At 68.3% G+C, this 22,603-nt stretch carries 23 protein-coding genes; 8 read left to right on the top strand and 15 right to left on the bottom strand.

The window, feature by feature from the left end; genetic code table 11:
- Positions 1 to 155: 155 nt before the first annotated feature.
- On the bottom strand, positions 156 to 788 hold the full coding sequence (gene lepB, locus ACPEH8_RS11805) for a signal peptidase I (protein WP_017357435.1): 633 nt from the start codon (positions 786 to 788) through the stop codon (positions 156 to 158).
- Between the two features lie 177 nt (positions 789 to 965).
- Between lepB and ACPEH8_RS11810 the strand changes: the two genes are divergently transcribed.
- Positions 966 to 1,382 (top strand): hypothetical protein, encoded by a 417-nt coding sequence (locus tag ACPEH8_RS11810; protein ID WP_136006694.1) that lies wholly within the window; start codon positions 966 to 968, stop codon positions 1,380 to 1,382.
- 3 nt (positions 1,383 to 1,385) lie between these two features.
- Positions 1,386 to 1,835 (top strand): 3-dehydroquinate dehydratase, encoded by a 450-nt coding sequence (locus ACPEH8_RS11815; protein WP_136006697.1) that lies wholly within the window; start codon positions 1,386 to 1,388, stop codon positions 1,833 to 1,835.
- A gap of 72 nt (positions 1,836 to 1,907) precedes the next feature.
- Here ACPEH8_RS11815 and dcp read toward each other — a convergent pair whose 3' ends face one another.
- From dcp to arfB, 3 genes are all read right to left on the bottom strand, one after another.
- Positions 1,908 to 4,064, bottom strand: coding sequence for a peptidyl-dipeptidase Dcp (dcp, locus tag ACPEH8_RS11820; protein WP_136006699.1), 2,157 nt, complete (start codon positions 4,062 to 4,064; stop codon positions 1,908 to 1,910).
- A gap of 142 nt (positions 4,065 to 4,206) precedes the next feature.
- Positions 4,207 to 4,767, bottom strand: coding sequence for a lysophospholipid acyltransferase family protein (locus ACPEH8_RS11825; protein WP_229296590.1), 561 nt, complete (start codon positions 4,765 to 4,767; stop codon positions 4,207 to 4,209).
- Positions 4,768 to 4,813: 46 nt separating this feature from the next.
- Positions 4,814 to 5,245, bottom strand: coding sequence for an alternative ribosome rescue aminoacyl-tRNA hydrolase ArfB (gene arfB / locus ACPEH8_RS11830; RefSeq protein WP_026070967.1), 432 nt, complete (start codon positions 5,243 to 5,245; stop codon positions 4,814 to 4,816).
- Positions 5,246 to 5,383: 138 nt separating this feature from the next.
- Here arfB and ACPEH8_RS11835 point away from each other — a divergent pair, with 138 nt between their 5' ends.
- Positions 5,384 to 5,926, top strand: coding sequence for a DUF2059 domain-containing protein (locus tag ACPEH8_RS11835; RefSeq protein ID WP_026070966.1), 543 nt, complete (start codon positions 5,384 to 5,386; stop codon positions 5,924 to 5,926).
- A 67-nt stretch (positions 5,927 to 5,993) separates the two neighbouring features.
- On the opposite strand, the gene ACPEH8_RS11840 is transcribed toward ACPEH8_RS11835, so the two are convergent.
- Genes ACPEH8_RS11840 through ACPEH8_RS11850 form a run of 3 tightly spaced genes read right to left on the bottom strand, consistent with a single transcriptional unit; the run spans position 5,994 to position 9,091 of the window.
- Positions 5,994 to 6,755, bottom strand: a complete 762-nt coding sequence (locus tag ACPEH8_RS11840) for a pseudouridine synthase (RefSeq protein ID WP_051008654.1) — start codon at positions 6,753 to 6,755, stop codon at positions 5,994 to 5,996.
- Positions 6,756 to 6,788: 33 nt separating this feature from the next.
- Positions 6,789 to 8,447: a ubiquinone biosynthesis regulatory protein kinase UbiB gene (gene ubiB, locus ACPEH8_RS11845; protein ID WP_136006701.1), complete on the bottom strand. Its 1,659-nt coding sequence runs from the start codon at positions 8,445 to 8,447 to the stop codon at positions 6,789 to 6,791.
- Positions 8,444 to 9,091, bottom strand: coding sequence for a ubiquinone biosynthesis accessory factor UbiJ (locus tag ACPEH8_RS11850; protein ID WP_423666862.1), 648 nt, complete (start codon positions 9,089 to 9,091; stop codon positions 8,444 to 8,446). Before ACPEH8_RS11850 ends, ubiB begins: the two co-directional genes overlap by 4 nt.
- A gap of 124 nt (positions 9,092 to 9,215) precedes the next feature.
- Between ACPEH8_RS11850 and ddlA the strand changes: the two genes are divergently transcribed.
- The gene (ddlA, locus tag ACPEH8_RS11855) at positions 9,216 to 10,322 is read left to right on the top strand and encodes a D-alanine--D-alanine ligase (RefSeq protein WP_423666865.1); all 1,107 of its coding nucleotides are present in this window, start codon (positions 9,216 to 9,218) and stop codon (positions 10,320 to 10,322) included.
- A 94-nt stretch (positions 10,323 to 10,416) separates the two neighbouring features.
- On the opposite strand, the gene ACPEH8_RS11860 is transcribed toward ddlA, so the two are convergent.
- The 3 genes from ACPEH8_RS11860 to oleC form a co-directional block, all read right to left on the bottom strand.
- Positions 10,417 to 10,572, bottom strand: a complete 156-nt coding sequence (locus ACPEH8_RS11860; protein ID WP_136006707.1) for a DUF1328 domain-containing protein — start codon at positions 10,570 to 10,572, stop codon at positions 10,417 to 10,419.
- Positions 10,573 to 10,633: 61 nt separating this feature from the next.
- Positions 10,634 to 11,644: a 2-alkyl-3-oxoalkanoate reductase gene (gene oleD, locus ACPEH8_RS11865; RefSeq protein ID WP_136006709.1), complete on the bottom strand. Its 1,011-nt coding sequence runs from the start codon at positions 11,642 to 11,644 to the stop codon at positions 10,634 to 10,636.
- Entirely contained in the window at positions 11,641 to 13,296 is a 1,656-nt protein-coding gene (oleC, locus tag ACPEH8_RS11870) for an olefin beta-lactone synthetase (RefSeq protein ID WP_136006711.1), read from the bottom strand. The genes oleD and oleC overlap by 4 nt, the downstream gene beginning before the upstream one ends.
- Positions 13,297 to 13,398: 102 nt before the next feature.
- Between oleC and ACPEH8_RS11875 the strand changes: the two genes are divergently transcribed.
- Positions 13,399 to 13,824: a YkgJ family cysteine cluster protein gene (locus ACPEH8_RS11875; protein ID WP_017355517.1), complete on the top strand. Its 426-nt coding sequence runs from the start codon at positions 13,399 to 13,401 to the stop codon at positions 13,822 to 13,824.
- A 49-nt stretch (positions 13,825 to 13,873) separates the two neighbouring features.
- On the opposite strand, the gene ACPEH8_RS11880 is transcribed toward ACPEH8_RS11875, so the two are convergent.
- The 4 genes from ACPEH8_RS11880 to ACPEH8_RS11895 all read right to left on the bottom strand — a co-directional run bounded on the left by ACPEH8_RS11880 (position 13,874) and on the right by ACPEH8_RS11895 (position 19,258).
- The gene (locus tag ACPEH8_RS11880) at positions 13,874 to 14,764 is read right to left on the bottom strand and encodes an alpha/beta fold hydrolase (protein ID WP_017355518.1); all 891 of its coding nucleotides are present in this window, start codon (positions 14,762 to 14,764) and stop codon (positions 13,874 to 13,876) included.
- Positions 14,765 to 14,825: 61 nt separating this feature from the next.
- Entirely contained in the window at positions 14,826 to 15,842 is a 1,017-nt protein-coding gene (locus ACPEH8_RS11885; protein ID WP_017355519.1) for a 3-oxoacyl-ACP synthase III, read from the bottom strand.
- Positions 15,843 to 15,954: 112 nt separating this feature from the next.
- Entirely contained in the window at positions 15,955 to 16,272 is a 318-nt protein-coding gene (locus tag ACPEH8_RS11890) for a DUF4156 domain-containing protein (protein ID WP_136006713.1), read from the bottom strand.
- A gap of 100 nt (positions 16,273 to 16,372) precedes the next feature.
- Positions 16,373 to 19,258, bottom strand: coding sequence for a M16 family metallopeptidase (locus tag ACPEH8_RS11895; protein WP_017355521.1), 2,886 nt, complete (start codon positions 19,256 to 19,258; stop codon positions 16,373 to 16,375).
- Positions 19,259 to 19,630: 372 nt separating this feature from the next.
- On the opposite strand from ACPEH8_RS11895, the gene ACPEH8_RS11900 reads away from it, so the two are divergent.
- Both ACPEH8_RS11900 and trmL read left to right on the top strand, forming a co-directional pair.
- The gene (locus ACPEH8_RS11900) at positions 19,631 to 20,098 is read left to right on the top strand and encodes a hypothetical protein (RefSeq protein ID WP_136006716.1); all 468 of its coding nucleotides are present in this window, start codon (positions 19,631 to 19,633) and stop codon (positions 20,096 to 20,098) included.
- Between the two features lie 43 nt (positions 20,099 to 20,141).
- Positions 20,142 to 20,621, top strand: a complete 480-nt coding sequence (gene trmL, locus ACPEH8_RS11905) for a tRNA (uridine(34)/cytosine(34)/5-carboxymethylaminomethyluridine(34)-2'-O)-methyltransferase TrmL (RefSeq protein ID WP_017355523.1) — start codon at positions 20,142 to 20,144, stop codon at positions 20,619 to 20,621.
- Positions 20,622 to 20,654: 33 nt separating this feature from the next.
- On the opposite strand, the gene ACPEH8_RS11910 is transcribed toward trmL, so the two are convergent.
- Positions 20,655 to 21,818 carry an acyl-CoA dehydrogenase family protein gene (locus ACPEH8_RS11910; RefSeq protein ID WP_136006718.1) on the bottom strand — a complete coding sequence of 388 codons (1,164 nt, stop codon included), beginning with the start codon at positions 21,816 to 21,818 and terminating at the stop codon, positions 20,655 to 20,657.
- 119 nt (positions 21,819 to 21,937) lie between these two features.
- Here ACPEH8_RS11910 and ACPEH8_RS11915 point away from each other — a divergent pair, with 119 nt between their 5' ends.
- On the top strand, positions 21,938 to 22,438 hold the full coding sequence (locus ACPEH8_RS11915; protein ID WP_017355525.1) for a GNAT family N-acetyltransferase: 501 nt from the start codon (positions 21,938 to 21,940) through the stop codon (positions 22,436 to 22,438).
- Positions 22,439 to 22,603 lie beyond the last annotated feature (165 nt).

The following is a 22,603-nucleotide window of genomic DNA, read 5'->3' on the forward strand; positions in this document are numbered from 1 at the left end:
GCGGGCCGGTGCGTAAGGGTCAGCGGTCAGGATAGGCAGCCGTTACAGGACGATCCATAACCTGGAATGTCTGGATTGAGACGTTTCGGATATCAATACAGATACCGGTCGGGTCACCACCGGCGAGGGTGACCCGCGCCGGTGCAATGCGCCGCTTACAGCGCCTGCCAGGTGAACCCGTCGCCGCGCCGCCAGTACACGTGCGAGGCCTTGCCGTACAGCGCCGAGGCCTCGACCAGGCCGAAGAAGCGGCCATCCAGGCTGTTGCCGCGGTGGTCGCCCAGCATCAGCACCTTGCCGGCCGGCACGGTCAGCCCGGCGATGTCGGGGCCGCCGCCCTGGCCAAGATCGAGCTGGGCCAGATGGGTACCGAAGTCCTCGACCTCGCCCTGGCTGGCGTCGGCCAGCGGGCGGCCGTTGATGGTCAGATGGCCATCGCGCAGGTCGACCCGGTCGCCGCCCACGGCAGCGATGCGCTTGATCAGACGGACGCCATCGCGCGGCGAATCGAACACGGCCACATCGCCGCGCTGCGGGGTGCCGGTGGCCATCAGCTCCAGTCCGGTGAAGGGCAGGCGCAGGCCATAGGCGCGCATGTCCACCACCACGCGATCGCCGGGCATCAGCGTGTGCTGCATCGAACCGCTGGGCACCTGATAGTGGTTGGCCAGGGTGTCGCGCGCAGCGGCGAGCAGGCCCAGCATCACCAGCAGCGGCAGCGCTTCCTTCTTCAGCCAATGCAGTACGCGGTTGTGTCCTGCGGCGGGGCGGGCAGCGTGGGTATCCATGTCAGCGCTCGGTGAGGGGTGGCGGTGTGACCGTGGTGGCGGCCGGCAAGTTCCCGGGCGCCCGACGGAAAGCTACGCGGTATTTACGCCGCCGCTGCGGCCGTGGCATGGCGGTTTTACGGCCTGCGGCCGCATCGTGACCCCACCGCGCCGCAGGGCGCTCCAACGAGGTGTTCCATGACCATCCTGCTGATCCGGCACACGCCGCCGAGCGCGGCGCCGGATGCCGCGCCGCTGCCTGCCCGGGTCGCCGGGCACCGCCTGGCCTGCCATGACTGCGACTCGCTGCCGGCGCTGGTGCGCTGCCTGCAGGCCGCACGACGCAGCCGCCCGGCCTGGGTGCTGATCGCAACCACCGCCGTGGCGGCTCCGCAGTGGGCCCGGTACGGCGCAGCGGTGCGCGCGGCGCTGGACGCGCTGCCGGCGCCGTACATCGAGATGGCCAGCAACGACGATGACGCGCTTGATGACCGCCTGCATCCGCAGCATGCGCCGGCTGCACGGGTGGTGTGTGGCCGCAGCCGCGAGGAAGCCTGCCGGCTGTCACTGGCGATCGCCGCACGACGCCTGCAGCCCGCCGTGGGGAGTGCCTGAGCCATGTCGATTTTCATCATCCGTGGCCCGGAAGCCAGTGGCGCGCTGATCCGCACGGCGGTGCCGCTGCCGGCGCCGGTGCTCAAATCGCTGGTGCACCGCGCGATCGACGCCGGTACCACCGTGGCGATCCGCGCCTGCGGGTCGGAACAGGAACTGCTGGACGCCCTGCGCGTGGCCGACCACAGCCGGGGCGAGGTCACGCTGCTCGATCCGGGTGCGTGCGTGGGCAGCGTGCGCCTGCAGCGGCTGCTGCCGCACCTGCGCAACCCGTACGTGGAAGTCCATGACGATGACGCCCGCACGCCGGAAGCCTGCCTGCCGGCCGATGCCGGCCAGCGTATCGGCGTGGCGCACGGCTACTGCGCGCAGAGCTACGTGCACGCACTGGAGATCGCGCTGGATCACCTGGGCTGCAGCGAGCTGCGCGAAGGCGTGCACGTGGGAACGTGATTGCGCGATGGTGATGCCGGATGTACGAACGGCAGGGTTTCCCCTGCCGTTCGACGTGCGCTGCCTACCGGATCACTTCAGGCCGCGGTTGACCAGCAGCGGTTCCACCGACGGGTCCTTGCCGCGGAACTCGCGGTAGAGGTCGGCCAGTTCGACGCTGTTGCCGCGCGAGAGGATCTTGTCGCGGAACACCTGGCCGTTTTCCGGGGTCAGGCCGCCATGTTCCTTGAACCACTCGAAGGTGTCATGGTCGAGCACTTCGGCCCAGAAGTAGGCGTAGTAGCCGGCCGAATAGCCGCCGCCCCAGATGTGGTCGAAGTAGGTGGTGCGGTAGCGCGGCGGCACCTGCGCCAGGTCGACCTTGTACTTCTTCAGCGCGGCCGCTTCAAACGGCGCCACGTCCTGCAGCGGCGCGTCGGCCGGCTGGGTGTGCCAGGCCAGGTCGAGCAGCGCGGCCGAGAGGTACTCGGTGGTCGCGTAGCCCTGGTTGAAGGTGCGTGCCTTGAGGATCTTGTCGACCAGGGCCTGCGGCATCGGTTCGCCGGTCTTGTAGTTCTTGGCGTAGTTGGCGAACACCTTGGGGTCCAGCGCCCAGTGCTCGTTGAACTGCGAGGGGAACTCGACGAAGTCGCGCGAGGTGCTGGTGCCGGCAATGGACGGGTACTTCACCTTCGAGAACATGCCGTGCAGCGCATGGCCGAACTCGTGGAACATCGTGGTCACGTCATCGAAGCTGAGCAGCGCGGGCTGACCGGCGGCGGGCTTGGTGAAGTTGCACACGTTGTAGACCACCGGCTTGGCGCCGGTCAGACCGTCCTGCTCGACGAACACGTCCATCCAGGCGCCACCGGACTTGCTGTCGCGCTTGAAGTAATCGGTGTAGAACAGCGCCAGCGAGGTGCCGTCCTTGTCGAACACCTCATAGACCTTCATGTCCGGGTGGTAGGTCGGGATGTCGGTGCGCGGCTTGAAGGTGATGCCGTAGAGCTGGGTGGCGGCGTAGAAGACGCCGTTCTGCAGCACGTTGTCCATTTCGAAGTACGGCTTGATCTGCGACTCGTCCAGATCGTACTGGGCCTTGCGTACCTGTTCGGCGTAGAAGTCCCAGTCCGAGGCGGCGAGTTTGAACCCGCCCTTCTGTGCGTCGATGACCTTCTGCATTTCGGCGATTTCGCCGCGTGCCTTGGCGGTGGCGGCCGGCACGGTGTCAGTCAGCAGCTTGAGCGCGGCGGCCGGGGTCTTGGCCATCTGGTCGGCCAGGCTGTAGGCGGCGTAGTTGTCAAAGCCAAGCAGCTTGGCCTTCTGCGCACGCAGCTGGGCCAGGCGCTGCACGGTCTGCCGGGTGTCGTTGGCATCGCCCTTCTCGGCGCGGGTTTCCGACGCCTTGAGCACGGCGGCGCGCTGGTCGCGGTCGCTCAGCGAGGCCAGCACCGGCTGCTGGGTGGTGTTCTGCAGCGGCAGCACGTACTTGCCGTCCAGCTTGCGGTCCTTGGCGTCGGCGGCGGCGGTGTTGATCGCATCCTCGTCCAGGCCGGCCAGCTTGGCCTTGTCATCGACGACCACGGCACCGGCGGCGGTCGCGGCGACCAGTCGGGTGTGGAACTGCGTGGCCAGCGTGGTTTCTTCCACGTTGAGCTTGCGCAGGGAGGCCTTGTCGGCATCGTTGAGCTGCGCGCCGGCGCGGACGAATTCCTGGTAATCACGCTCGACCAGGCGCTTCTGCACCGGGTCCAGGCCAAGGGCGTCGCGCTGGTCGTACACAGTCTTGATGCGGGCAAACAGCTTCGGGTCGAGGTTGATCTCGTCCTGGTGCTCGGCCAGCCTGGGCGCCACTTCTTCCTGGATCTTCTGGCGCGCGTCGTTGGTATCGGCCTGGACCAGGCCGAAGAAGATGCGCGACACGCGGTTCAGGGTTTCGCCGCTGCGCTCCAGCGCTTCGATGGTGTTGTCGAAGGTGGCCGGCTCGGGGTTGTCGGCGATCCTGCGGACCTCGGCCAGGTGCTGCTTCATGCCTTCATTGAAGGCCGGCAGGTAGTCGCTGTCCTTGATCCTGTCGAATGGCGGCGCCTGGAACGGCAGCGTGCTGGCGCTCAACAGGGGATTGGTGGAGGCCTCGGCCGGCGGCTGCGCGGCGGGGCTCTGGGTATCGGTCACGGGGGTGGACTCCTTGCCGGAACAAGCCGCCAGCGCCAGGCTGATGGCAGCGGCCAAAACTACGGTACGCGACATGAAACGGGCTCCTTGGAAGGGGGTGCGGCGGCGGACAACCACAGCCGATCACCCTACTCCGATTGCCCGTGGGCAGCATGTGCCGGACGTGGCGTCTGGCTGTGCACGCCCCGGCACCCGCGCGGGCGGGGCCGGGCGGCGCTCAGACGGTGCCGCGGTTCTTGCCCTGCCAGGGGCGGTAGTACTCACGGATGGCCGCCATGTCGGCGGCATCGTCGCCGCTGGAGTAGAACAGCGGGCCGATCCCGATGGTCTTCTCGGGGTAGTGGAAGTACGCGGCCAGCACCGGCACGTCGGCCATCCGCGCGATCTTCAGGAAGCCGGCCTTCCAGTGGGTCACCGCCTTGCGGGTGCCTTCGGGGGTGATGGCGTACCACATGCGCTCGGAGCCCTTGATCAGGCTGACGGCCTGCTCGACAGTACCCTGCGGCGAACTGCGGTCCAGCGGAATCACGCCAAGGGCACGCAGCAGCGGTGACAGCGGCCACCAGAACAGCGAGGCCTTGCCGAGCACTTTGACCTGCATGCCCAGCGCGATCTTGGCGGCCATGCCCCAGAACCCGTCCCAGTTGGAGGAATGCGGGGCCACGATGAAGACCAGCTTGGGCAGGTCCGGGAAGGTGCCGACCACTTTCCAGCCGCCCAGGCGCAGCGTGCAGCGGGCCAGCCAGCGCAGGAAGCGGTTGGGTTTGACCTGCGGCATGTTGGGCGGAACGGCCGGCAACAGCGGACTTCGGTTGTTCAAGCGATCACTCCCAATTGCGTGTGGTGCGCCCGCGCTTGATCTGCGCGCGGCCCTTTTTTTCATCCAGGCGACGCAGCTTCGCGCCATACGAGGGCTTGGTGGCCACCCGTGGCTTGGGCACGCTGAGGCTGGCCTGGATGAAAGCGGCCAGGCGCTCGCGCGCGTCCTCGCGGTTGCGGTCCTGGGTGCGGAAACGCTGGGCGTCGATGACCAGCACGCCCTCGCCGGTCATGCGCCGGTCACGCCGGGCCAGCAGGCGCGTGCGCAGCGGTTCGGGCAGGGACGGCGAGTTGGCCACGTCGAAGCGCAGTTCCACCGCGGTGGAGACCTTGTTGACGTTCTGCCCACCGGCCCCGCTGGCGCGCACGAAACGCTCGACGATCTCCGTATCCGGAATCGACAAGTGCGCGCTGACGGTGATCGGCCCGGTTCCCATGCGCCGCATTGTAAGGGGGGCACCGCCTGCGGGGCGACTGCAACATCTCCGATGAGGCCGATAACGTCCTCAAACTACCGCCTGATGACGGCCTGGGAGGTATGCTCCGGGTTCCATGCACTGCAGGATGCCCCGCACATGCTTTCGATCCATCCGCCGGCCCGTCGTGGCCTGACCCGTTTCGCCCTGGCCGTGGTGCTGGGGCTGGCTGCGATTGGCCCGGCCATCGCCGCGCCCCCGTCGGACGCCGACATCAACCGCCTGCTGGCCGCCTCGCGCGCGCAGAGCATGCTCGACACCATGTTGCCGCAGATCGAGGCGATGCAGCGCCAGCAGTTCGTCCAGGTGGCCTCGCAGCGCCAGCTCGACGAAGCGCAGCAGGCGCAGCTGCGGCGGATCGAACAGCGCACCAACCAGACCATCCGCCAGGCGCTGTCGTGGCAGCAGCTGCGGCCGATGTACGTGGACCTGTACAAGAAGACCTTCAGCAAGGAAGACGTGCTGGCGATGGCCGAGTTCTACGAGAGCTCGGCTGGGCAGAGCCTGCTCGACAAGACGCCGGCGCTGATGCAGAACGTGATGGTCGCCGTCCAGGACAAGATGCAGCCGCTGTTCGTGGACCTGCAGAAGGACCTGGAAGCGATCGTCAACGAAGAGACGGCCGCACCGAAGTCGCGGTAACGCGGTGGTGGGGCAGCCGGGCAGAGCCCGGCTTTACGGGCGAGACGCAGCCGGGCAGAGCCCGGCTCTACGGGGCGGTGTGCCAGCCGAACAGGTCCATTGCCTTGCGGAATTCGCCATCGACCGGGGCGCTGACGTCCATTGCGGTGCCATCCAGATGCGGAAAGCGCAGGCGCTCGGCGTGCAGCAGCATCCGGTGGATGCCCTGCATGCGGAAGCTGCGGTTGTGGCGACCATCCCCGTGGCTGGTGTCGCCGATCAGGTGATGCGACAGGTGCTTGAGATGCCGGCGGATCTGGCGGAAGCGCCCGGTCTGCGGCTGGCAGCGCAGCAGCGCATAGCGTGAGGTCTCGAACTCGCCGACCGGCACCGCGATCTCGCCCACGGCCACACGCTGGAAATGGGTGATGGCCTGCTTTTTGACCGGTTTGCCCGGGCCGCCGTCCAGGTCGTGGTCGACCGTGAAGGCGTCCTCGGCCGGCCAGCCGCGGCAGATCGCCAGGTAGTCCTTGTCCACGTCGCCGCCCATCAGCGACTTGCCGAGCGCACTGGCGCTCTCGCGGTCGAAGGCGAGCAGCAGGCAGCCGCTGGTGGCACGGTCGAGGCGGTGCACGAGGAAGATCGGCTTGCCGAGCTGCTCACGCAGGCGGTCGGCGAGAAAATCGTCTTCGCCGCGGGCCAGCTTGCTGTCATGGACCATGAGCCCGGCAGGCTTGTTGACCACCGCAAGGCGGTCGTCCAGATGCAGCAGCTGCAGGGGGGCGGTATCGAGGGCGGTATCGGTGTCGTTCACCGACCGATTATCCCCGTCGCGCGCCTGAATCGCCATCAACGGCGATTCAGGCGGTGCGCTGCGCGCCGGTCAGCGCCGCCACCAGGCACTGGCCAGCGAGAACAGGCCCGCCGCGCCGCTCACCCAGCTCCATACCGGTGCATCGCCGAAATACCAGCCACCAGGCTGCATGCCATACAGCACGGCAGCGACGATCAGCAGGCCGACGCCGGCAATCGCAGCCACCGCACGCTTCTGCAGCTTCTGCAGGTTGCTGTTCAAGGCCACCAGGTCCTGCGAACGCATCGACAGTTCGTGCCCGCCTTCGACCTGCTGCTTCAGCCAGGCATGCACCAGACGCGGCATGTCCGGGGTGTGGGTCATGATTTCCGGCAGGCGCTTGCGCAGTTCCTTCATCACCCGGCGCGGGCTGTAGCGCTCGCGCAGGATGCGTTCGAGCACGGGTCGCGCCACTGCCCAGATGTCCAGCTGCGGGTCGAGCTGGCGGCCCACGCCTTCGATGTTGAGCAGGGTTTTCTGCAGCAGGATCAGCTGCGGCTGCAGGGTGAGCTGGTAGCGCTGGGCGACGCGGAACAGCTTCATCAGCACTTCGGCCAGCGAGATCTGCGACAGCGGGCGGGTGAAGTACGGCTCGCATACCGAGCGCGCGGCCGCTTCCAGCTCGTCGATGCGCACGTTGTTGGGCATCCAGCCGGCTTCGACGTGAAGCTCGGCCATGCGCCGGTAGTCCTTGTTGAAGATGGCCATGAAGTTCTCGGCCAGGTAGTACTGATCTTCCTGCGAGAGCTGTCCCATGATGCCGAAGTCCAGCGCGATGAAGCGCGGGTTGTCGCGGCGTGCCGGATCCAGGTCGACCCAGATGTTGCCGGCATGCGCATCGGCGTGGAAGAAGTTGTCGCGGAACACCTGGGTGTAGAACACCCGCACGCCCTTGGCGGCCAGCGCCCTGCGGTCGATGCCGGCCTTGTCCAGCGCAGCGATGTCGTCGGACGGAATGCCCCAGACGCGCTCCAGGGTCAGCGCGCGCTCGGCGGTGTGGCTCCAGATGACCTCGGGCACGTACAGGTCGTCCGAGTCGATCCAGTTGCGGCGCAGGACGCTGGCGTTGGCGCCTTCGCGCTGCAGGTCCAGCTCGGCGGCCAGGGTGTTCTCCACCTCGGCCACCACTTCGCGCGGGCGGATCCTGTCGGCGCGCGGGTGGGTGCGCTCGACCAGCGCGGCGGCCGATTTCAGCAGCGCGATGTCGGCGTCGATCTGCTTTTCGATGTCCGGGCGCAGCACCTTGACCACCACCTGGCGGCCATCGGCCAGCGTGGCTGCGTGCACCTGCGCGATCGAGGCCGAGGCCAGCGGCTGCAGATCGAAGCTGGCGAACGCCTCGCTGACCGGACGGCCAAGCGCCGCCTCCACGATGCGCTGGGCGGTATCGCCGTCGAAGGGTTTGACCCGGTCCTGCAGCAGGGTCAGTTCGTTGGCCACGTCGGCCGGGATCAGGTCGCGGCGGGTGGACAGGATCTGCCCGAACTTGACGAAGATCGGCCCCAGGTCCTGCAGCGCCAGGCGCAGCCGCGCACCGCGCGACTGTGCGGCGATGTCGGCCGAGGCGCGCGGCACGAACGGCTTGGCCAGGCGCAGCCAGCGCTCGGCCGGGGTGCCGTCGAGCAGGTCGTCGAGGCGGTAGCGCAGCAGCACCCGGCCGATCCGGCTGGCGCGGAACATCGCCTTCATGCGCGCACCTGGCGCTGGCGTATGCGCTGCACGCGCACGGTCAAACGTTCCACATCGTCGCGCAGCACATCCACGTCGTCGTGGAAGGCCTCCAGCTCAGCACGCGCTACCACGTCGCGGGACTCCTCGGTGACAAATTCAGCGGCGCTGTGCGCCAGGTCGGACGCGCCACGGCGCGCATGCTGCAGGGCCGAGCGCAGCGCCAGGGCGATCTGCACGCCGAGTACCTCGCCAAACACCCGCACGAACGGCAGCTGCCAGTCCGGGTCGTAGCGGCTGGCAAGCTGCTGCAGGCGGCGCGCCAGTTCGGCATCGCCGGCCACCTTGACCCGCCCTGCCGGGGCATCGCCGCCGCGCCGCGCGTTGGCCAGGAACGGCAACTGCGCCAGCACCCCGCCCAGCGAACTGCGTACCGCCAGATCCGGTTCCTGGGTCGGATCCACCGGCCCCACCGTCAGGCGCTGCCCGGCCACGCCGATGCGCATCGCCAGCGCAGGCGCCTCCAGGGTCAGGGCGATGTGGCGGCCGTCGAGCGCGCCCAGCGCGCTGCCGGTGTCCGGGTCCAGCGCCACGGCGCGGTTGAGTGCCACTTCCAGCGCGTGGCCGGCCAGGGGCTTGAGGGAAGAGAGCAGGGAACGGGCCATCGCCGCATTCTACCGCGCCCCCTTGAACGGCGGGCGTCCGCACGGCGGGTGCACCTGCCTTTTTGCCAAGCACCGTGCGCGGGTCCATGCTTGCTTTTTTCAGCACGCCAGGAGCGGTACTACGATGGGCAAGACCCGGGTCGGGATCATTTTCGGCGGGCGCTCGGCCGAGCACGAAGTCTCGCTGCAGTCGGCGAAGAACATCGTCGATGCGCTGGACAAGGAACGCTTCGACGTGACCCTGATCGGCATCGACAAGCAGGGCCGGTGGCACGTCAGCGACCCGCAGCAGTTCCTGCTGAACGCCGATGACCCGTCGCGCATCGCGCTGCACGCCTCCGGCCACGCCGTGGCGGTGCTGCCCGGCCAGTCGCAGCGGCAACTGGTGCCGACCACGCCGACGGCCGTGCTGGAGCAGATCGACGTGGTATTCCCGATCGTGCACGGCACGCTGGGCGAGGACGGGTCGCTGCAGGGCCTGCTGCGCATGGCCAACCTGCCCTTCGTCGGCTCCGGCGTGCTGGGCTCGGCCGTGGCGATGGACAAGGACATGGCCAAGCGCCTGCTCCGCGATGCCGGCCTGGCAGTGGCACCGTTCGCCTGCATCACCCGCGCCGGCGCGGCCGCCGCCGACTACGCCGCGCTGGTGGCGACACTGGGCCTGCCGTTGTTCGTGAAGCCGGCCAATCAGGGCTCGTCGGTGGGGGTGAGCAAGGTGCGCAGCGAGAGCGAATTCCATGCCGCGCTGGCACTGGCGTTGTCGTTCGACCACAAGGTGCTGGTGGAATCGGCCGTGAGCGGCCGGGAGATCGAGTGCGCGGTGCTGGGCAACGAAGTACCCGAGGCAAGCGTGTGCGGAGAGGTGGTGGTGCACGATGATTTCTACTCGTACGACACCAAGTACATCAGCGAGACCGGCGCGGACATCGTGGTGCCCGCCGACATCGACGCGGATACGCAGGCGCGCATCCAGGACATCGCCGTGCGCGCCTACCAGGCGCTGGACTGCGCCGGTCTGGCGCGGGTGGATGTGTTCCTCACTGCCGGGGGCGAGGTGGTGATCAACGAAATCAACACCCTGCCCGGCTTCACCCGCATCAGCATGTATCCCAAGCTGTGGGCGGCCAGTGGGCTGGGCTACACCGCGTTGATTACCCGCCTGCTGGAGCTGGCAATGGCCCGGCATGCCGCCGAGCGCGGGCTGCAGCACGCCGTTGCGACGACGGCCTGAATCCTTCGCAGGATCCAGGCCGTCGCGGTCACGCGCGGCAACGCGCGTTGCCCGGGTACCGCGCCGGAGAGAAGGCGCGGGCCGGGGGGGCGCACTATCCGCGCTTGCGGAACATCGACACCACGGCCAGGATCAGGAACACGACGAACAGGACCCAGGCGATGCTGCTGGCGGTGCCGGCGATGCCGGAGAAGCCCAGCACTGCAGCGATGATGGCGATGACGAAAAAGATTACGGCGTAGTGCAGCATGTCTATCCTCGCGTGATGCGTGCCGGATTGGCGTGCTGCCATCGTTACCGACCGGCGGTGTTCAGCAAGTGACGGGAAGTTCGCCGCGCGATGAAGCCTTCAGCCTCGTGAGCCCTTCGTCAATGCTCACGACAGGCACGTAACCGAAGTCGCGCCGCGCCGGTTCCATGCTGTACCAGTGCGGCGTGCACAGCTGTTCGGCGAGGAAGCGCGTCATCGGCGGCTCGCCGCGCAGCCGCAGCAGCGGCCACAGCCGCTCGGCCACCGCACCGATGCGGTAGGCGGTCTTGAAGCTGATCGACTTCTCCACGGCCGGTGCACCGACTGCCGCCAGCAGCTTGTTGAGCAGCTCACGCATCGGCAGCGGCTCGCCGTTGGAAATGAAGTACGCCTTGCCGGCACACGCCGCGCCGGGCGCCAACGCGTCGAAGGCGAGGAAGTGGGCGAGCGCGGCGTTGTCGATGTAGGTGGTATCGACCTTGTTGAGGCCATCGCCGACGAAACGCAGGCGGCCGGCGCGCGCGCGTTCGGCCAGGCGCGGTACCAGCTGCTGGTCGCCCGGCCCCCAGATCAGGCGCGGTCGCAGCGCCACGGTGGCCAGGGAGGCATCGTTGGCGGCGAGCACGCGCTGTTCGGCGATGGTTTTGGTGGCCGCGTACGGCGCCTGGAAGTCTTCGCCGTACGGCACCTCGTCCGCGCCGAGCCCTTCCACCGGATGCGTGGCGCGGTGGGTCACGCTGGGCGTGGACGTGTAGACCAGGCGGCCGACGCTGTGCGCACGGCACGCCGCGATCACGTTGTCGGTGCCCACCACGTTGGCCTGGAAATAGCTGTCGTAGCTGCCCCACGCACCGGCTTTGGCGCCGTTGTGGAACACCGCATCGACGCCGGCCACGGCGTGCCGCACGGCATCAGGGTCGGCGAGGTCGCCGCGGATCTGGCCGACCCCCAGCGCCTGCAGCGCCGGGTAGTGGCTGCGGTTGAAGGCGAGTACCTGGTGGCCGCGCTCGACCAGGCCGCGGCACAAGGCCTGGCCGAGGAAACCACCGCCGCCGGTGACGAGGATCTTCATGCGTGCTGTTCCATTCGGGTGGCGGCCCAGATCGCCAGCTTTTCGCGGCCGATCTTGGCGTTGTGGCGGATATCGACCGGGAAGGCCGGATGCGGCAGGAACACCTCGATGCGTGCGGTGTGCGCGTGCGCGGCCGCTTCGACCCGCAGCTGCTCGCGCAGCGCAGGCGAATCGGCGACGCCGGGCTGCAGTTCATAGCACAGCACCGGGCGTTGCCGTCCGGCCGCACCGACACCCACCAGCGCGGTTCGCGCGATACCCGGCAGCGCATTGAACACCGGCTCCACCTGCTCGGTGTAGAGCGGCCCCTGCACGGTCTCCACGCGCTGGGTCTTGCGCCCGCAGAACCACAACCGGCCCTGCGCATCGAAGTAGCCGACATCGCCCATGCGGTGCACCACGCGCGTGCCACCCCCGGGCAGGGGTTCGACGATCTTGGCCGCGGCGGTGGCCTGCGGCCGGTTGAAGTAGCTGTCGGTCGCGGTGGGGCCGGCCACCGTGATCTCGCCGACGCTGCCCGCGGGCAGCACGCGCGCCTGCGACCACTCGGCCAGCGGGGCGTCGTCAATGGCGATGATGCGCACCTCGTTGGGCGCCACCACTGCACCCACGCAGGTACCTGCGCCGGTCTCGGTGGCCGCGCGCGTGCTTTCCAGCTCGCGGCCCTCGATCACCGCCACGGGCAGGCACTCGGTGGCGCCGTAGGGCGTCCAGAACTGCGCCTCGGGCGGCAGCAGGCGCCGGATCCGCGCCACCACGTCCGGCGGCACCGGCGCGCCGGCCGAGGTCACCCGGCGCACGGTGGGCAGCGGCTGGCCGTGGTCGGCCAGTACCCGCATCAGCGCCGGCGAGCCGAACAACTGGGTGACGCCGAACCGGGCGATCGCGTCATGCAGCTTGCGCGGATCAGCCTTGGCCGGACGCGTGGGGTCCATATCCGGAATCACCGAGGTCAACCCCAGCGCCGGATCGAACAGCGCGAACGGCGGGAAGGTGGGCAGGTCCACGCCGCCAGGCTCCATGCCGAACGCGGCGCGCAGCAGGTCGACCTGGCCGACGAAATGGCGGTGGCGGTAGACCACGCCCTTGGGAACGCCGGTGGAGCCGGAGGTGAACAGGATCGCGGCCACGTCCTCGCCGTCGGTGTCGGCCATCGGCTGCGGCGCGCGCGCGCCGGCCGCCTCCAGGCGTGCCAGGGTGGTGCCGCCCCAGCCCCAGCGCCGGCCAACAGTGACCTGGATCGTCGCCGAGGGGCACCAGCGCAGCACCTTGCGCGCCACGTGGGCCAGGCCGATGCCGATGAAGGCCTGCGGCTGCGCTTCGTCCAGGCACTGGCGCAGCGCGCGCCTGTCGATGCCCGGGTCGACCAGCACCGGCACCGCGCCGTTCCTGAACAGCGCGAACATCAGCAGGAAGAACTCGGGCGACGGCCGCACCATGACCACCGCGCGCACGCCGCGGCCAATGCCGTAGGCGGCCAGCCCGGCAGCCATCGCATGGCTGCGGGCATCCAGGGTGCGGTAATCCAGGGTCACGTCGTAACGGGCCATGCCGCCGGGGCCGGGCTTTCCCGGGCAGCGGATGGCGATCTGGTCGGGGCGCTCGCGGGCCAGCTCGGGCAGGCGGGCGGCGATGTTGGTGGCGCTGTTCATCCGTTCATTGTCGCCGCTGCAGAAAATTCTTGCGCGCCGGGCGGCAGCGTGGAAAATTCGCGCCCTTCCCTCCTGCTTCCTGCCGCCCAAGGCCGGCGCCCCATGCCCCATCCCTGCCTGACCTGCGGCGCCTGCTGCACCCAGTACCGCGTGGCCTTCCACTGGATGGAGTCCGACGAGGTCACCCCCGGCGGCGTTCCCCACGCGCTGACCCAGGTCCTGGACCCGCACCGGCTGTGCATGCGCGGCACCCTGTCCAAGCCGGTCTACTGCGTGGCGCTGGACGCGGAGATCGGGGTGTACTCGCGCTGCAGCATCCATCCCAACCGGCCCAGCGTGTGCCGCGAGGTGGATGCGTCATGGGAATACGGCAAGGCCAGCCCACAGTGCGACAAGGCGCGCATCGCGCACGGCATGCCGGCACTGACGCTGGCGGACTGGCGGTGGCGCGATGACGCGGGCAACGACGACGACCACCCGGACGACAACGGCAATTCGCCGGCACCCCAGGCACCGATCGCGGCGTGAAGCGGGGCGCTGGGGGCGCCGGCCCGCGGCCGGCACTGCCTGGCGTGCCTTACAGCGGGTTGGCGTCCAGGAACGCGCGGATCTCCGGCACCAGCACCTCGTGCTTGTCTTCCAGCACGTAGTGCCCGGCATCCTCGAAGGCATGCACCTGCGCCTGCGGCAGCGCGGCCTGGAACCCGGCCAGGAAATGGTGGTCGAACACGAAATCGCGCAGGCCCCAGCCGATGAACGCCGGGCGGTCGGCGAACGACGGCAGCGCCTTGCCGGCACGCTCGAGCAGCGACCAGGCCTTGTCGGCCGGGCCCAGCGGAATGTCCTGCATGAAGCGGATGGTGCTGATCCGGTTGGCGTAGCTGTTGTACGGCGACACGTACGCACGACGCACATCGGCCGGCATCTTCCGCTCCACGCCGAACCACGACGCGCCGGCGGAGAACGCGTTGAAGGTGCGGATGATCCACTCGCCGATCGACCAGTGCCGGCCCAGCGCGATCTGCCAAGGCATCTGCTTGGCGGCGGGCATCGGGAAGGCGGCGGTGTTGAGCACCACCAGGCGCTTGACCTGGTCGTGGTGCGACAGCGCCCAGCCGAAGCCGATCATGCCGCCCCAGTCGTGCACGGCCAGGGTCACCGGGCCGGTGATGCCCAGGTGGCGGAGCAGCGCGTCCAGATCGTCCACCCGCGATTGCAGCGTGTAGTCGTAGTGCGCGTCATCGGGCTTGTCCGACAGGCCCATGCCGATGTGGTCCGGCACGATGCAGCGGTACCGGTCCGACAGCCCGGCCACCAGCGTGCGCCAGTAGTAGCTCCACGACGGATTGCCGTGGACCATCACCACCACCTCGCCGTCGCGCGGGCCTTCGTCGAGATAGTTCATCGACAGGCCGGGGCGCACCTCGACGCGATGCGGATGGGCGGGGTAACCGGGAAGCTTGGACATCGGGTCGCACCTGTAAAAAGGGCCGGAAGTACCGGCCCTTGGAGTCAACGCAGGGGTCTGTTTACCAGACCACTTCGGCCATCGAGCAGTTCAGGCCCGAGCCGATGCCGAGCAGGGCGATGCGGTCGCCCTTCTTCAGCTTGCCGAGCTGCTTGAGCTTGCTCAGCACGATCGGGACCGAGGCCGGGCCGATGTTGCCGTGCTCGCCGAAGATGGTCATGACCTTCTTCGGGTCGATGCCGAAGTTCTTGATGAACGCGGCGGTGTGCGGCTGGCTGACCTGGTGGATGACGAACTGGTCCAGCTCGTCCACCGCCCAGCCCAGCGCTTCGCGCGCGGCGCCAAAGGTCTTCTGCGCCAGCTTGATGCCTTCGATCAGCAGCATGCGGGTGTCGGTGACCATGCGGTCCAGGTTGCCGCGGCACAGCTGGTTCCACTCGGTGGCCGAACGCGTCACGCCACCGCGGTAACGCGGCGCATCGGGCACCAGTTCGGTGCGTGCCATCACCATCGCGGCGGCACCGCAGCCCAGGGTCAGGGCGGCCATCTCGTTGCGGAAGTCATCGGCGGTGACGCCCGGCAGGGCCATGCGCTCGAGGGTCTTCTCGTACACCAGGTTGGCGGTTTCGCCATCGACGATCAGCGCGTAGTCGATCTCGCCGCGCTCGAGCATGCGCGCCGCGATGTCCATGCCGTTGATGAAGGCCAGGCAGGCGTTGGCGACGTCGAAGGTCATGCACTCATCGCCGACGCCCAGGTTGCCCGAGACGATGCTGGCGGTGGACGGCTCCAGGTAGTCGCGGCTGACCGAGGTGTTGACCAGCAGGCCGATCTTGTCGGCACCGATCCCGGCATCTTCCAGCGCCTTGCGCGCCGCCAGGGTGGCCGCGTCGGAGGCCAGCATGTCCGCGTCCCACAGGCGACGGGCATGGATGCCGGCGATGTCGCCGAGCACGTCGGTACGGATACCCAGACGATCCAGCGTCGGCTGCAGACGTTCGTTGATTTCCTTGGACGTCAGCGTGTGCGGCGCGTCGATGTGCGCCAGGCCGGCGATAGAGACATTCTTGAAGAGCATCAGTTAGCGCCAAGGCTCAGGCAAAGGGGGCGCTATTGTAAGCCGGCGCCGCCTTCACCGCACCTTTACGAATTCACGCCCGGGCGTATGGTCCGCCCCGGGTGTGAAGGGTTCAGCGTGGCGGGCACTGGAAGGCCAGGAAACGCTGGCTGCCATCGGCCGGCAGGCCGGCCGCCTGAACGGCATTGGCCCCGGCACTGGGGGCCTCGTTGCGGGCCAGGGTTTCCAGCTCGTCCTGCACGCGCAGGGGGTTGCGGTTGTAGAAGCCGACCTTGCTCTTGACCGTCACCACCACCTCGCCCTTGCTCTGGCAGCCACTGGGCACTGCCCCGGCCGGGAGGACGCGGACGGTCTTGCCGACCGGTTCGATCGGCACCCAGGTGCAGGCGGTGACGCTGAGGATCAGGGTGGACAGGAGCAGATGGCGCATGCGGGAAGCCTTGCAGGACGACGAAGGGGATTGTGCGGGAAACGGCTGAATCGGCTGTGATCACCGCCCTGTCGCCAGGGCGGTGATCCTCCAGGCCGGCTTAGCGGGCCTTGGGCGTGGCCACCGGAGCGGCCGGCGCGGAGGCCTTCACGGGCTTGCCGTCGGCGTCGATCACGGTGACCTCGCCCAGGTTCAGCGCGCGGACCGGTGCCTCGGTCTGCTTCAGGTCACCGACCACGATCCAGGTCAGGGTCTTGGGATCGAGCGTGGCCGCGGCCTGCTGCACCTGCGCCGGGGTCATCGCCTCGATCTCGGCCTTGCGCTTGAACACGTAGTCGTCCGGGCGCTTGTAGCTGACGATGCCGCTGATGGTGCCCAGCACCGCGCTGGCGGTTTCATAGGCGCCCGGCAGGCTCAGGGTCTGGATGTTGCGGATGCGCTCGACCTCGGCCGCAGTGGCCGGCTTGGCCGCACTGGCGAACTCGGCGATTTCCTTCTGCATCTCGGCGATCGACGGGGCGGTCTTGTCGATCTGGACCGGGGCACGCGCCGTCCACGGGCGCTGGCCCAGGGTGTTGCTGGCGTTGCTGCCGGCACCATAGGACCAGTGCTTCTGCTCGCGCAGGTTCATGTTCAGGCGCGAGGTGAAGTCGCCGCCGAGCACGCCGTTGGCGATGTCGAAGCGGGTGGTGCCGGCGTCCATCGAGGACGGCACCACCTGGGCGGCGAACAGGTTGGCCTGCACGGCGCCCGGCTGGTCGATGAGGAACACGCGGGTTTGTGCCGGACGTGCCACATCCACCGGGGCCTTGATCTGCGGCGCGGCGCCGTCGGCCTTCCAGTCGCCGAACTGGCGTTCCAGCAGCGGCACGATTTCCTTCAGCGTGGTGTCACCCACAACAATCAGGGTGCCCTGTTCCGGACGCAGCCACTGGGCGTGGAAGTCCACCAGCTCGGCGCGGGTCAGGGCCTGGATGTCGGCCTCGTTGCCGCTGCCGGTGAAGGGAATGGCATACGGATGGCCGGCGCCGTACAGCAGCGTCGGCAGCACGCGCATCGCCGAGGCGCTCGGGTTGACCTTCTCCTGGCGGATGCCGGCGATCCAGCTGGCCTTGATGCGGTCGATCTCGGTCTGGTCGAAACGCGGCTGGCGCAGCATGTCGGCATAGAGCGCCAGCGACGGCGCCAGGTTTTCCTTCAGGGCCGACAGGTACACGCTGGTGTTGTCCAGCGAGGCCGACGCGTCCAGCTTGGCGCCCAGCGCATCGGCGGCATCGGCGAACGGCAGTGCGCCGCGCTCGCCGGCACCTTCGGTCAGCATGCCCATCGTGAAGTTGGCGGTGCCGGACTTGCGGCCCTGGTCGGCGGTGAAGCCACCGGGGAACTCATAGCTGAACTGCACCACCGGGATGTCGTGGCGCTCGGCCAGGATCACCTTGGTGCCGTTCTTCAGCGTGGCGCGGTGCAGCTGCGGGAACTTCAGTTCCGGGAAGGTCTTGGTCTGCGGCACGCCGGTGCTGCGGTCGACGCCCTTGGGCAGGGTGGTGTACCTGGCGTCCACGGCCGGCACGGTGAACGGCTGCGGCGTTGCCGACGGCAGTTCCGGCAGGGCCACGCGCGCGCCCGGCTCGACCACGATGGTGTGGTCGCCGGTGCCCAGCCACTTGGCGCCCACGGCGCGCACGTCGGCGGCGGTGGCCGCGTCGATGTTGGCCAGCGACTTGCGGAAGCAGCCCGGGTCGCCTTCGAACACGGTGCATTCGGCCAGCGCGTCGGCCTTGCCGCCGAAGCCACCGATGCGCTCGATGCCGCGGATGAAGCCGGCGCGGAAGGCCGTCTTGCCCCGGCTCAGTTCTTCGGCCGTCGGACCGTCCTTGAGCAGGCGCTTGATTTCCTCATCGATGATGGCCTCGACCTTGGCCGGGTCCACGCCCTGCTTGACGCTGGCGACGATCATGAAATTGGAGCCCAGCTGCGAGCTGTAGGCGCCGGCGCTGATGTTGTCCACCAGCTGGTCCTGGTGCACCAGGCGCTGGTCCAGACGCGAGGACTTGGCGCCGCCGAGCACCTGCGCCAGCAGCTGCAGCTGGTCGATGTCGGTGGTGCCGACCTGGGCCACGTTCCAGGCGCGGTAGATGCGCGCCTGCGGCACCTTGTCGGTCATCACTTCGCGGGTGGAAGCCGGGCGCTTGGCCACGTCCACCTTCGGCTGGGCCATGCTCGGACCCGCCGGGATGTCGCCGAAGTAACGGGCAACCTTTTCCTTGGCCGTGGCCACGTCGATGTCGCCGGCCAGCACCAGCACCGCGTTGTTCGGGCCGTACCAGGTACGGAACCAGGTCTTGACGTCATCCAGCGAGGCGGCGTTGAGATCGTTCATCGAGCCGATCACGCTGTGGTGATACGGGTGCCCTTCCGGATACAGCGCGCGGTTGAGCTTTTCCCACACCTGGCCATAGGGCTGGTTCTCGCCCTGGCGCTTCTCGTTCTGCACCACGCCGCGCTGTTCGTCGAGCGCGGCTTGGTCGATCGCGCCAAGCAGATGGCCCATGCGATCGGACTCCATCCACAGCGCCATGTCCAGCGCGGTGGTGGGCACGTTCTCGAAGTAGTTGGTGCGATCGGTGTTGGTGGTGCCGTTCTGGCCGGTCACGCCGACCTGCTTGAAGGGCTCGAAGTACTCGCCGGCGTGGTTCTCGCTGCCCTGGAACATCAGGTGTTCAAACAGGTGCGCGAAGCCGGTGCGGCCGGCCGGTTCGTCCTTGCTGCCGACGTGGTACCAGATGTTGACCGCGACGATCGGCGCCTTGCGGTCGGTGTGCACCACCACCCGCAGCCCGTTGGGCAGGGTGAACTCTTCGAACGGAATGTCGACCTTGGCCACCGCAGCCGGCTTGGCCAGCACCGGTGCCGGGGCAAGCGCGCCCAGCGCGGTGGAAAGGGCTACGGCCAGCAGCGCAGCGCGCGGGCGGAGTTGGACGGTCATTCCTGTTCCTTGGTCATGAAAGTGAAGGCCGATGCTAGCGCGAGCGCCCGTCTAAAGGCATCCGCCAACAGTCATTGCCGGTGTCTAGGGCTGCGATGCGGTGTCCGCGCCGGATGACGCGGACAGAACGGCGCGGCAACGGACAGGTGTCCGGACAGCGGACACTCACCTCGACCCAAAAATCCCTTTCAAATCAATACGTAAAAGTTGGCACGAAGCCTGCTTTGTCCTAAGTGCCCCTTGGGGAACCCAGCCTAAAGCTGACTGATGGCTGAACAAACAAAGAAAAATGCAGATTGTTCTTGCAAGCCCAGATTCGGTGTACTACCTTACTACCACACCACTGCTCACCAACACTAAACAGGACCCGCCATGAACACCAAGACCCTCGCCATTGCCATCGCCATCGCCGCCAGCACCGCCTTTGCCGGCAACCTGCAGGCCGCCTCGGCCATCACCACCCTGGACACCGTGCAGGTGCGTCCCTCCGCCGACCAGATCGCCCAGGCCAACGTCGAGCGCAACAGCACCATCCCCACCCTGGCCGTGGTCGAAGTCCGCCCGACCGCCGGCATGATCGCCGAGTACCGCGCCGAGCTGACCGCCAACCGCCGCGTCACCACCTTGGCCACCGTCGACGTCCGTCCGACCGCCGAGCAGTACCAGGCCCTGGCTGCCGAAGAAGCCGGCAACCGCGACTACGTGGCCGCCCTGACCGCTGCCGCCACTGCCGTTGCCCGCGACGTGATCGTCAACCTGCCGACCCTGCACGTGCGCCCGAGCCCGTCGGACCTGCAGGCCCTGGCCCTGGAAACCGCCGCCTCGGTGCTGGTCCGCTGATTTCCGGCTGCGAACCTTCGCAGCCGCGGCGTACACTGCGCCGATGACTGCCTCGCCTACGTTCCACGTCGTCCTGTTCCAACCCGAAATTCCGCCGAACACCGGCAATGTGATCCGCCTCTGCGCCAACACCGGCGCGCGGCTGCACCTGATCGAGCCGCTCGGTTTCGACCTGAGCGACAAGCAGCTCAAGCGCGCCGGCCTGGACTATCACGAATACGCTCGACTGCAGGTACATCCCGACCTGGATGCCGCCCTGCAGGCCATTGCCCCCAAGCGCCTGTTCGCCCTGAGCACCCGCGGCAGCGTGCGTTATGACACCCAGCCGTTTGAAGACGGCGATGCCTTCCTGTTCGGCCCGGAAACCCGCGGCCTGCCCCAGGACCTGCTCGATTCGCTGCCGCACGGCCGCCGGCTGCGCCTGCCGATGCAGCCGGGCAACCGCAGCCTCAATCTGTCCAACACCGTCGCGGTGGTGATGTACGAAGCCTGGCGCCAGAGCGGATTCGCCGGCGGCCAGTAGGCCTGTGCCAACCAACCGTCGGCCCGGTGGCCTTCAGAACGCGTTGATGCCGGTCAGCTCGCGCCCGATCACCAGCTGGTGCACGGTCTCGGTGCCCTCGTAGGTGATCACCGATTCCAGGTTCAGCGCATGCCGGATCGCCACGTGCTCGGTGGTGATGCCGGCGCCGCCGAGCAGGTCGCGGCATTCACGCGCGATGTCGATCGCCATCCGGCAGTTGTTCCACTTGGCCAGGCTGACCTGCTGCGGCTGCAGCTGCCCGGCATCCTTCAGGCGTCCCAGCTGCAGCGACAACAGCTGCGCGGTGGTGATCCGCCGCGCCATGTCGGCCAGCTTGATCTGTGCGCTCTGCGTGGCGGCCACCGGGCGGCCAAACAGCACGCGCTGCTTGGTGTAGTTCAGCGCTTCGTCCAGGCACGCCACCGCCGCACCGATCGGCCCCCAGCTGATGCCGTAACGCGCCTGGTTGAGGCAGCCCAGCGGACCCTTCAAGCCCTGCACATTGGGCAGGCGGTTGCGCTCGGGGACACGCACATTGTCGAAGAACAGCGCGCCGGTGAGCGACGCACGCAGGCTCATCTTGTGCTTGATTTCCTGGGTGCTGAAACCGGGCATGCCCTTTTCCAGCACGAACCCCTGGATGCCGTCCTCGGTGTGCGCCCAGACGATGGCGATATCGGCCACCGGCCCACTGGTGATCCACATCTTGCTGCCGTTCACCACCCAGTCGCCGCCATCGCGCACGGCCCGGGTCTTCATTGCCGCCGGGTCCGACCCGCCGTGCGCCTCGGTCAGCCCGAAGCAGCCGATCACCTTGCCGGCGGCCATGTCGGGCAGCCAGCGCAGGCGCTGTTCCTCGCTGCCGTAGGCGAAGATCGGGTACATGCACAGCGAGCTCTGCACCGACACGAAACTGCGCAGCCCGGAGTCGCCACGTTCCAGTTCCTGGCAGATCAGCCCGTAGCTGACCGCATTGAGGCCACCACCGCCGTACTGTTCGGGCAGGCTGGAGCCGAGCAGGCCCAACGCCGCGATCTCGGGGATCAGTTCGTCGGGGAAGCGCCCCTGGTCGAACGCGTCGCCGATGATCGGCAGGACCCGTTCATCGGTGAAGCGCGCCACCGTGGCCTGTACGGCACGTTCCTCCTCGGTGAGCAGGGAGCGGACATCAAACAGGTCGTACGGATTCAGTGACATGGCTACCCGGGGCATCGTGGCGGTGGAACACGGCGCCCATTGTGGTCCCTGCGCAGGGGCAGGCCAAGGCATGCCGCAGCACGGCCTACAATGCCCATGTCACAGCAGAGGAGCCGGACATGCAGATCCGCGCGGAACGCCCCGACGACATCGACGCCATCCATGCCCTCACCCGCGAGGCCTTCCAGGACGCGCCCCACAGCAGCCACACCGAGTCGTTCATCGTCGATGCGCTGCGCCGGTCCGGTGCGCTGTCGGTTTCGCTGGTTGCCGAAGAGGGCGCGGCGCTGCTGGGCCACGTCGCGCTGTCGCCGGTCGAACTGAGCGACGGCAGCACCGACTGGTATGGGCTCGGCCCGATCTCGGTGCTGCCCGCGCAGCAGGGCCGTGGCATCGGCAGCGCCCTGATGCAGGCCGCCATCGATGCGCTGCAGGCCCGCGGCGCTGCGGGCTGCGTGCTGCTCGGCGATCCGGCGTATTACGCGCGCTTCGGCTTCGAGGCCGATCCGCGCCTGCGGCTGCCCGGCATTCCCGCCGCGTACTTCCAGTCGCGGCGGCTGCGCGGTGACAGTCCCGATGCCGACGTGCGCTACCACGCCGGTTTCGATGCGACCGGCTGAGCCGCGCAGCGCCATACGCTGCCACCACCCGTTGAATTGATGCGGCGCACCATCCGACGTTGCGAGCTGCGGGGCCCACCGCGCCACCGGTGGCGACCTAGGCGGAATCGTCGCGTGCCGGTACCCTGACAGCTTGATCCAGCAGTTGCGCGGTGCAGCCTCGCG

The sequence above is a fragment of the Stenotrophomonas sp. NPDC077461 genome (genome assembly GCF_049545475.1).
Lineage (GTDB): Bacteria > Pseudomonadota > Gammaproteobacteria > Xanthomonadales > Xanthomonadaceae > Stenotrophomonas > Stenotrophomonas nematodicola.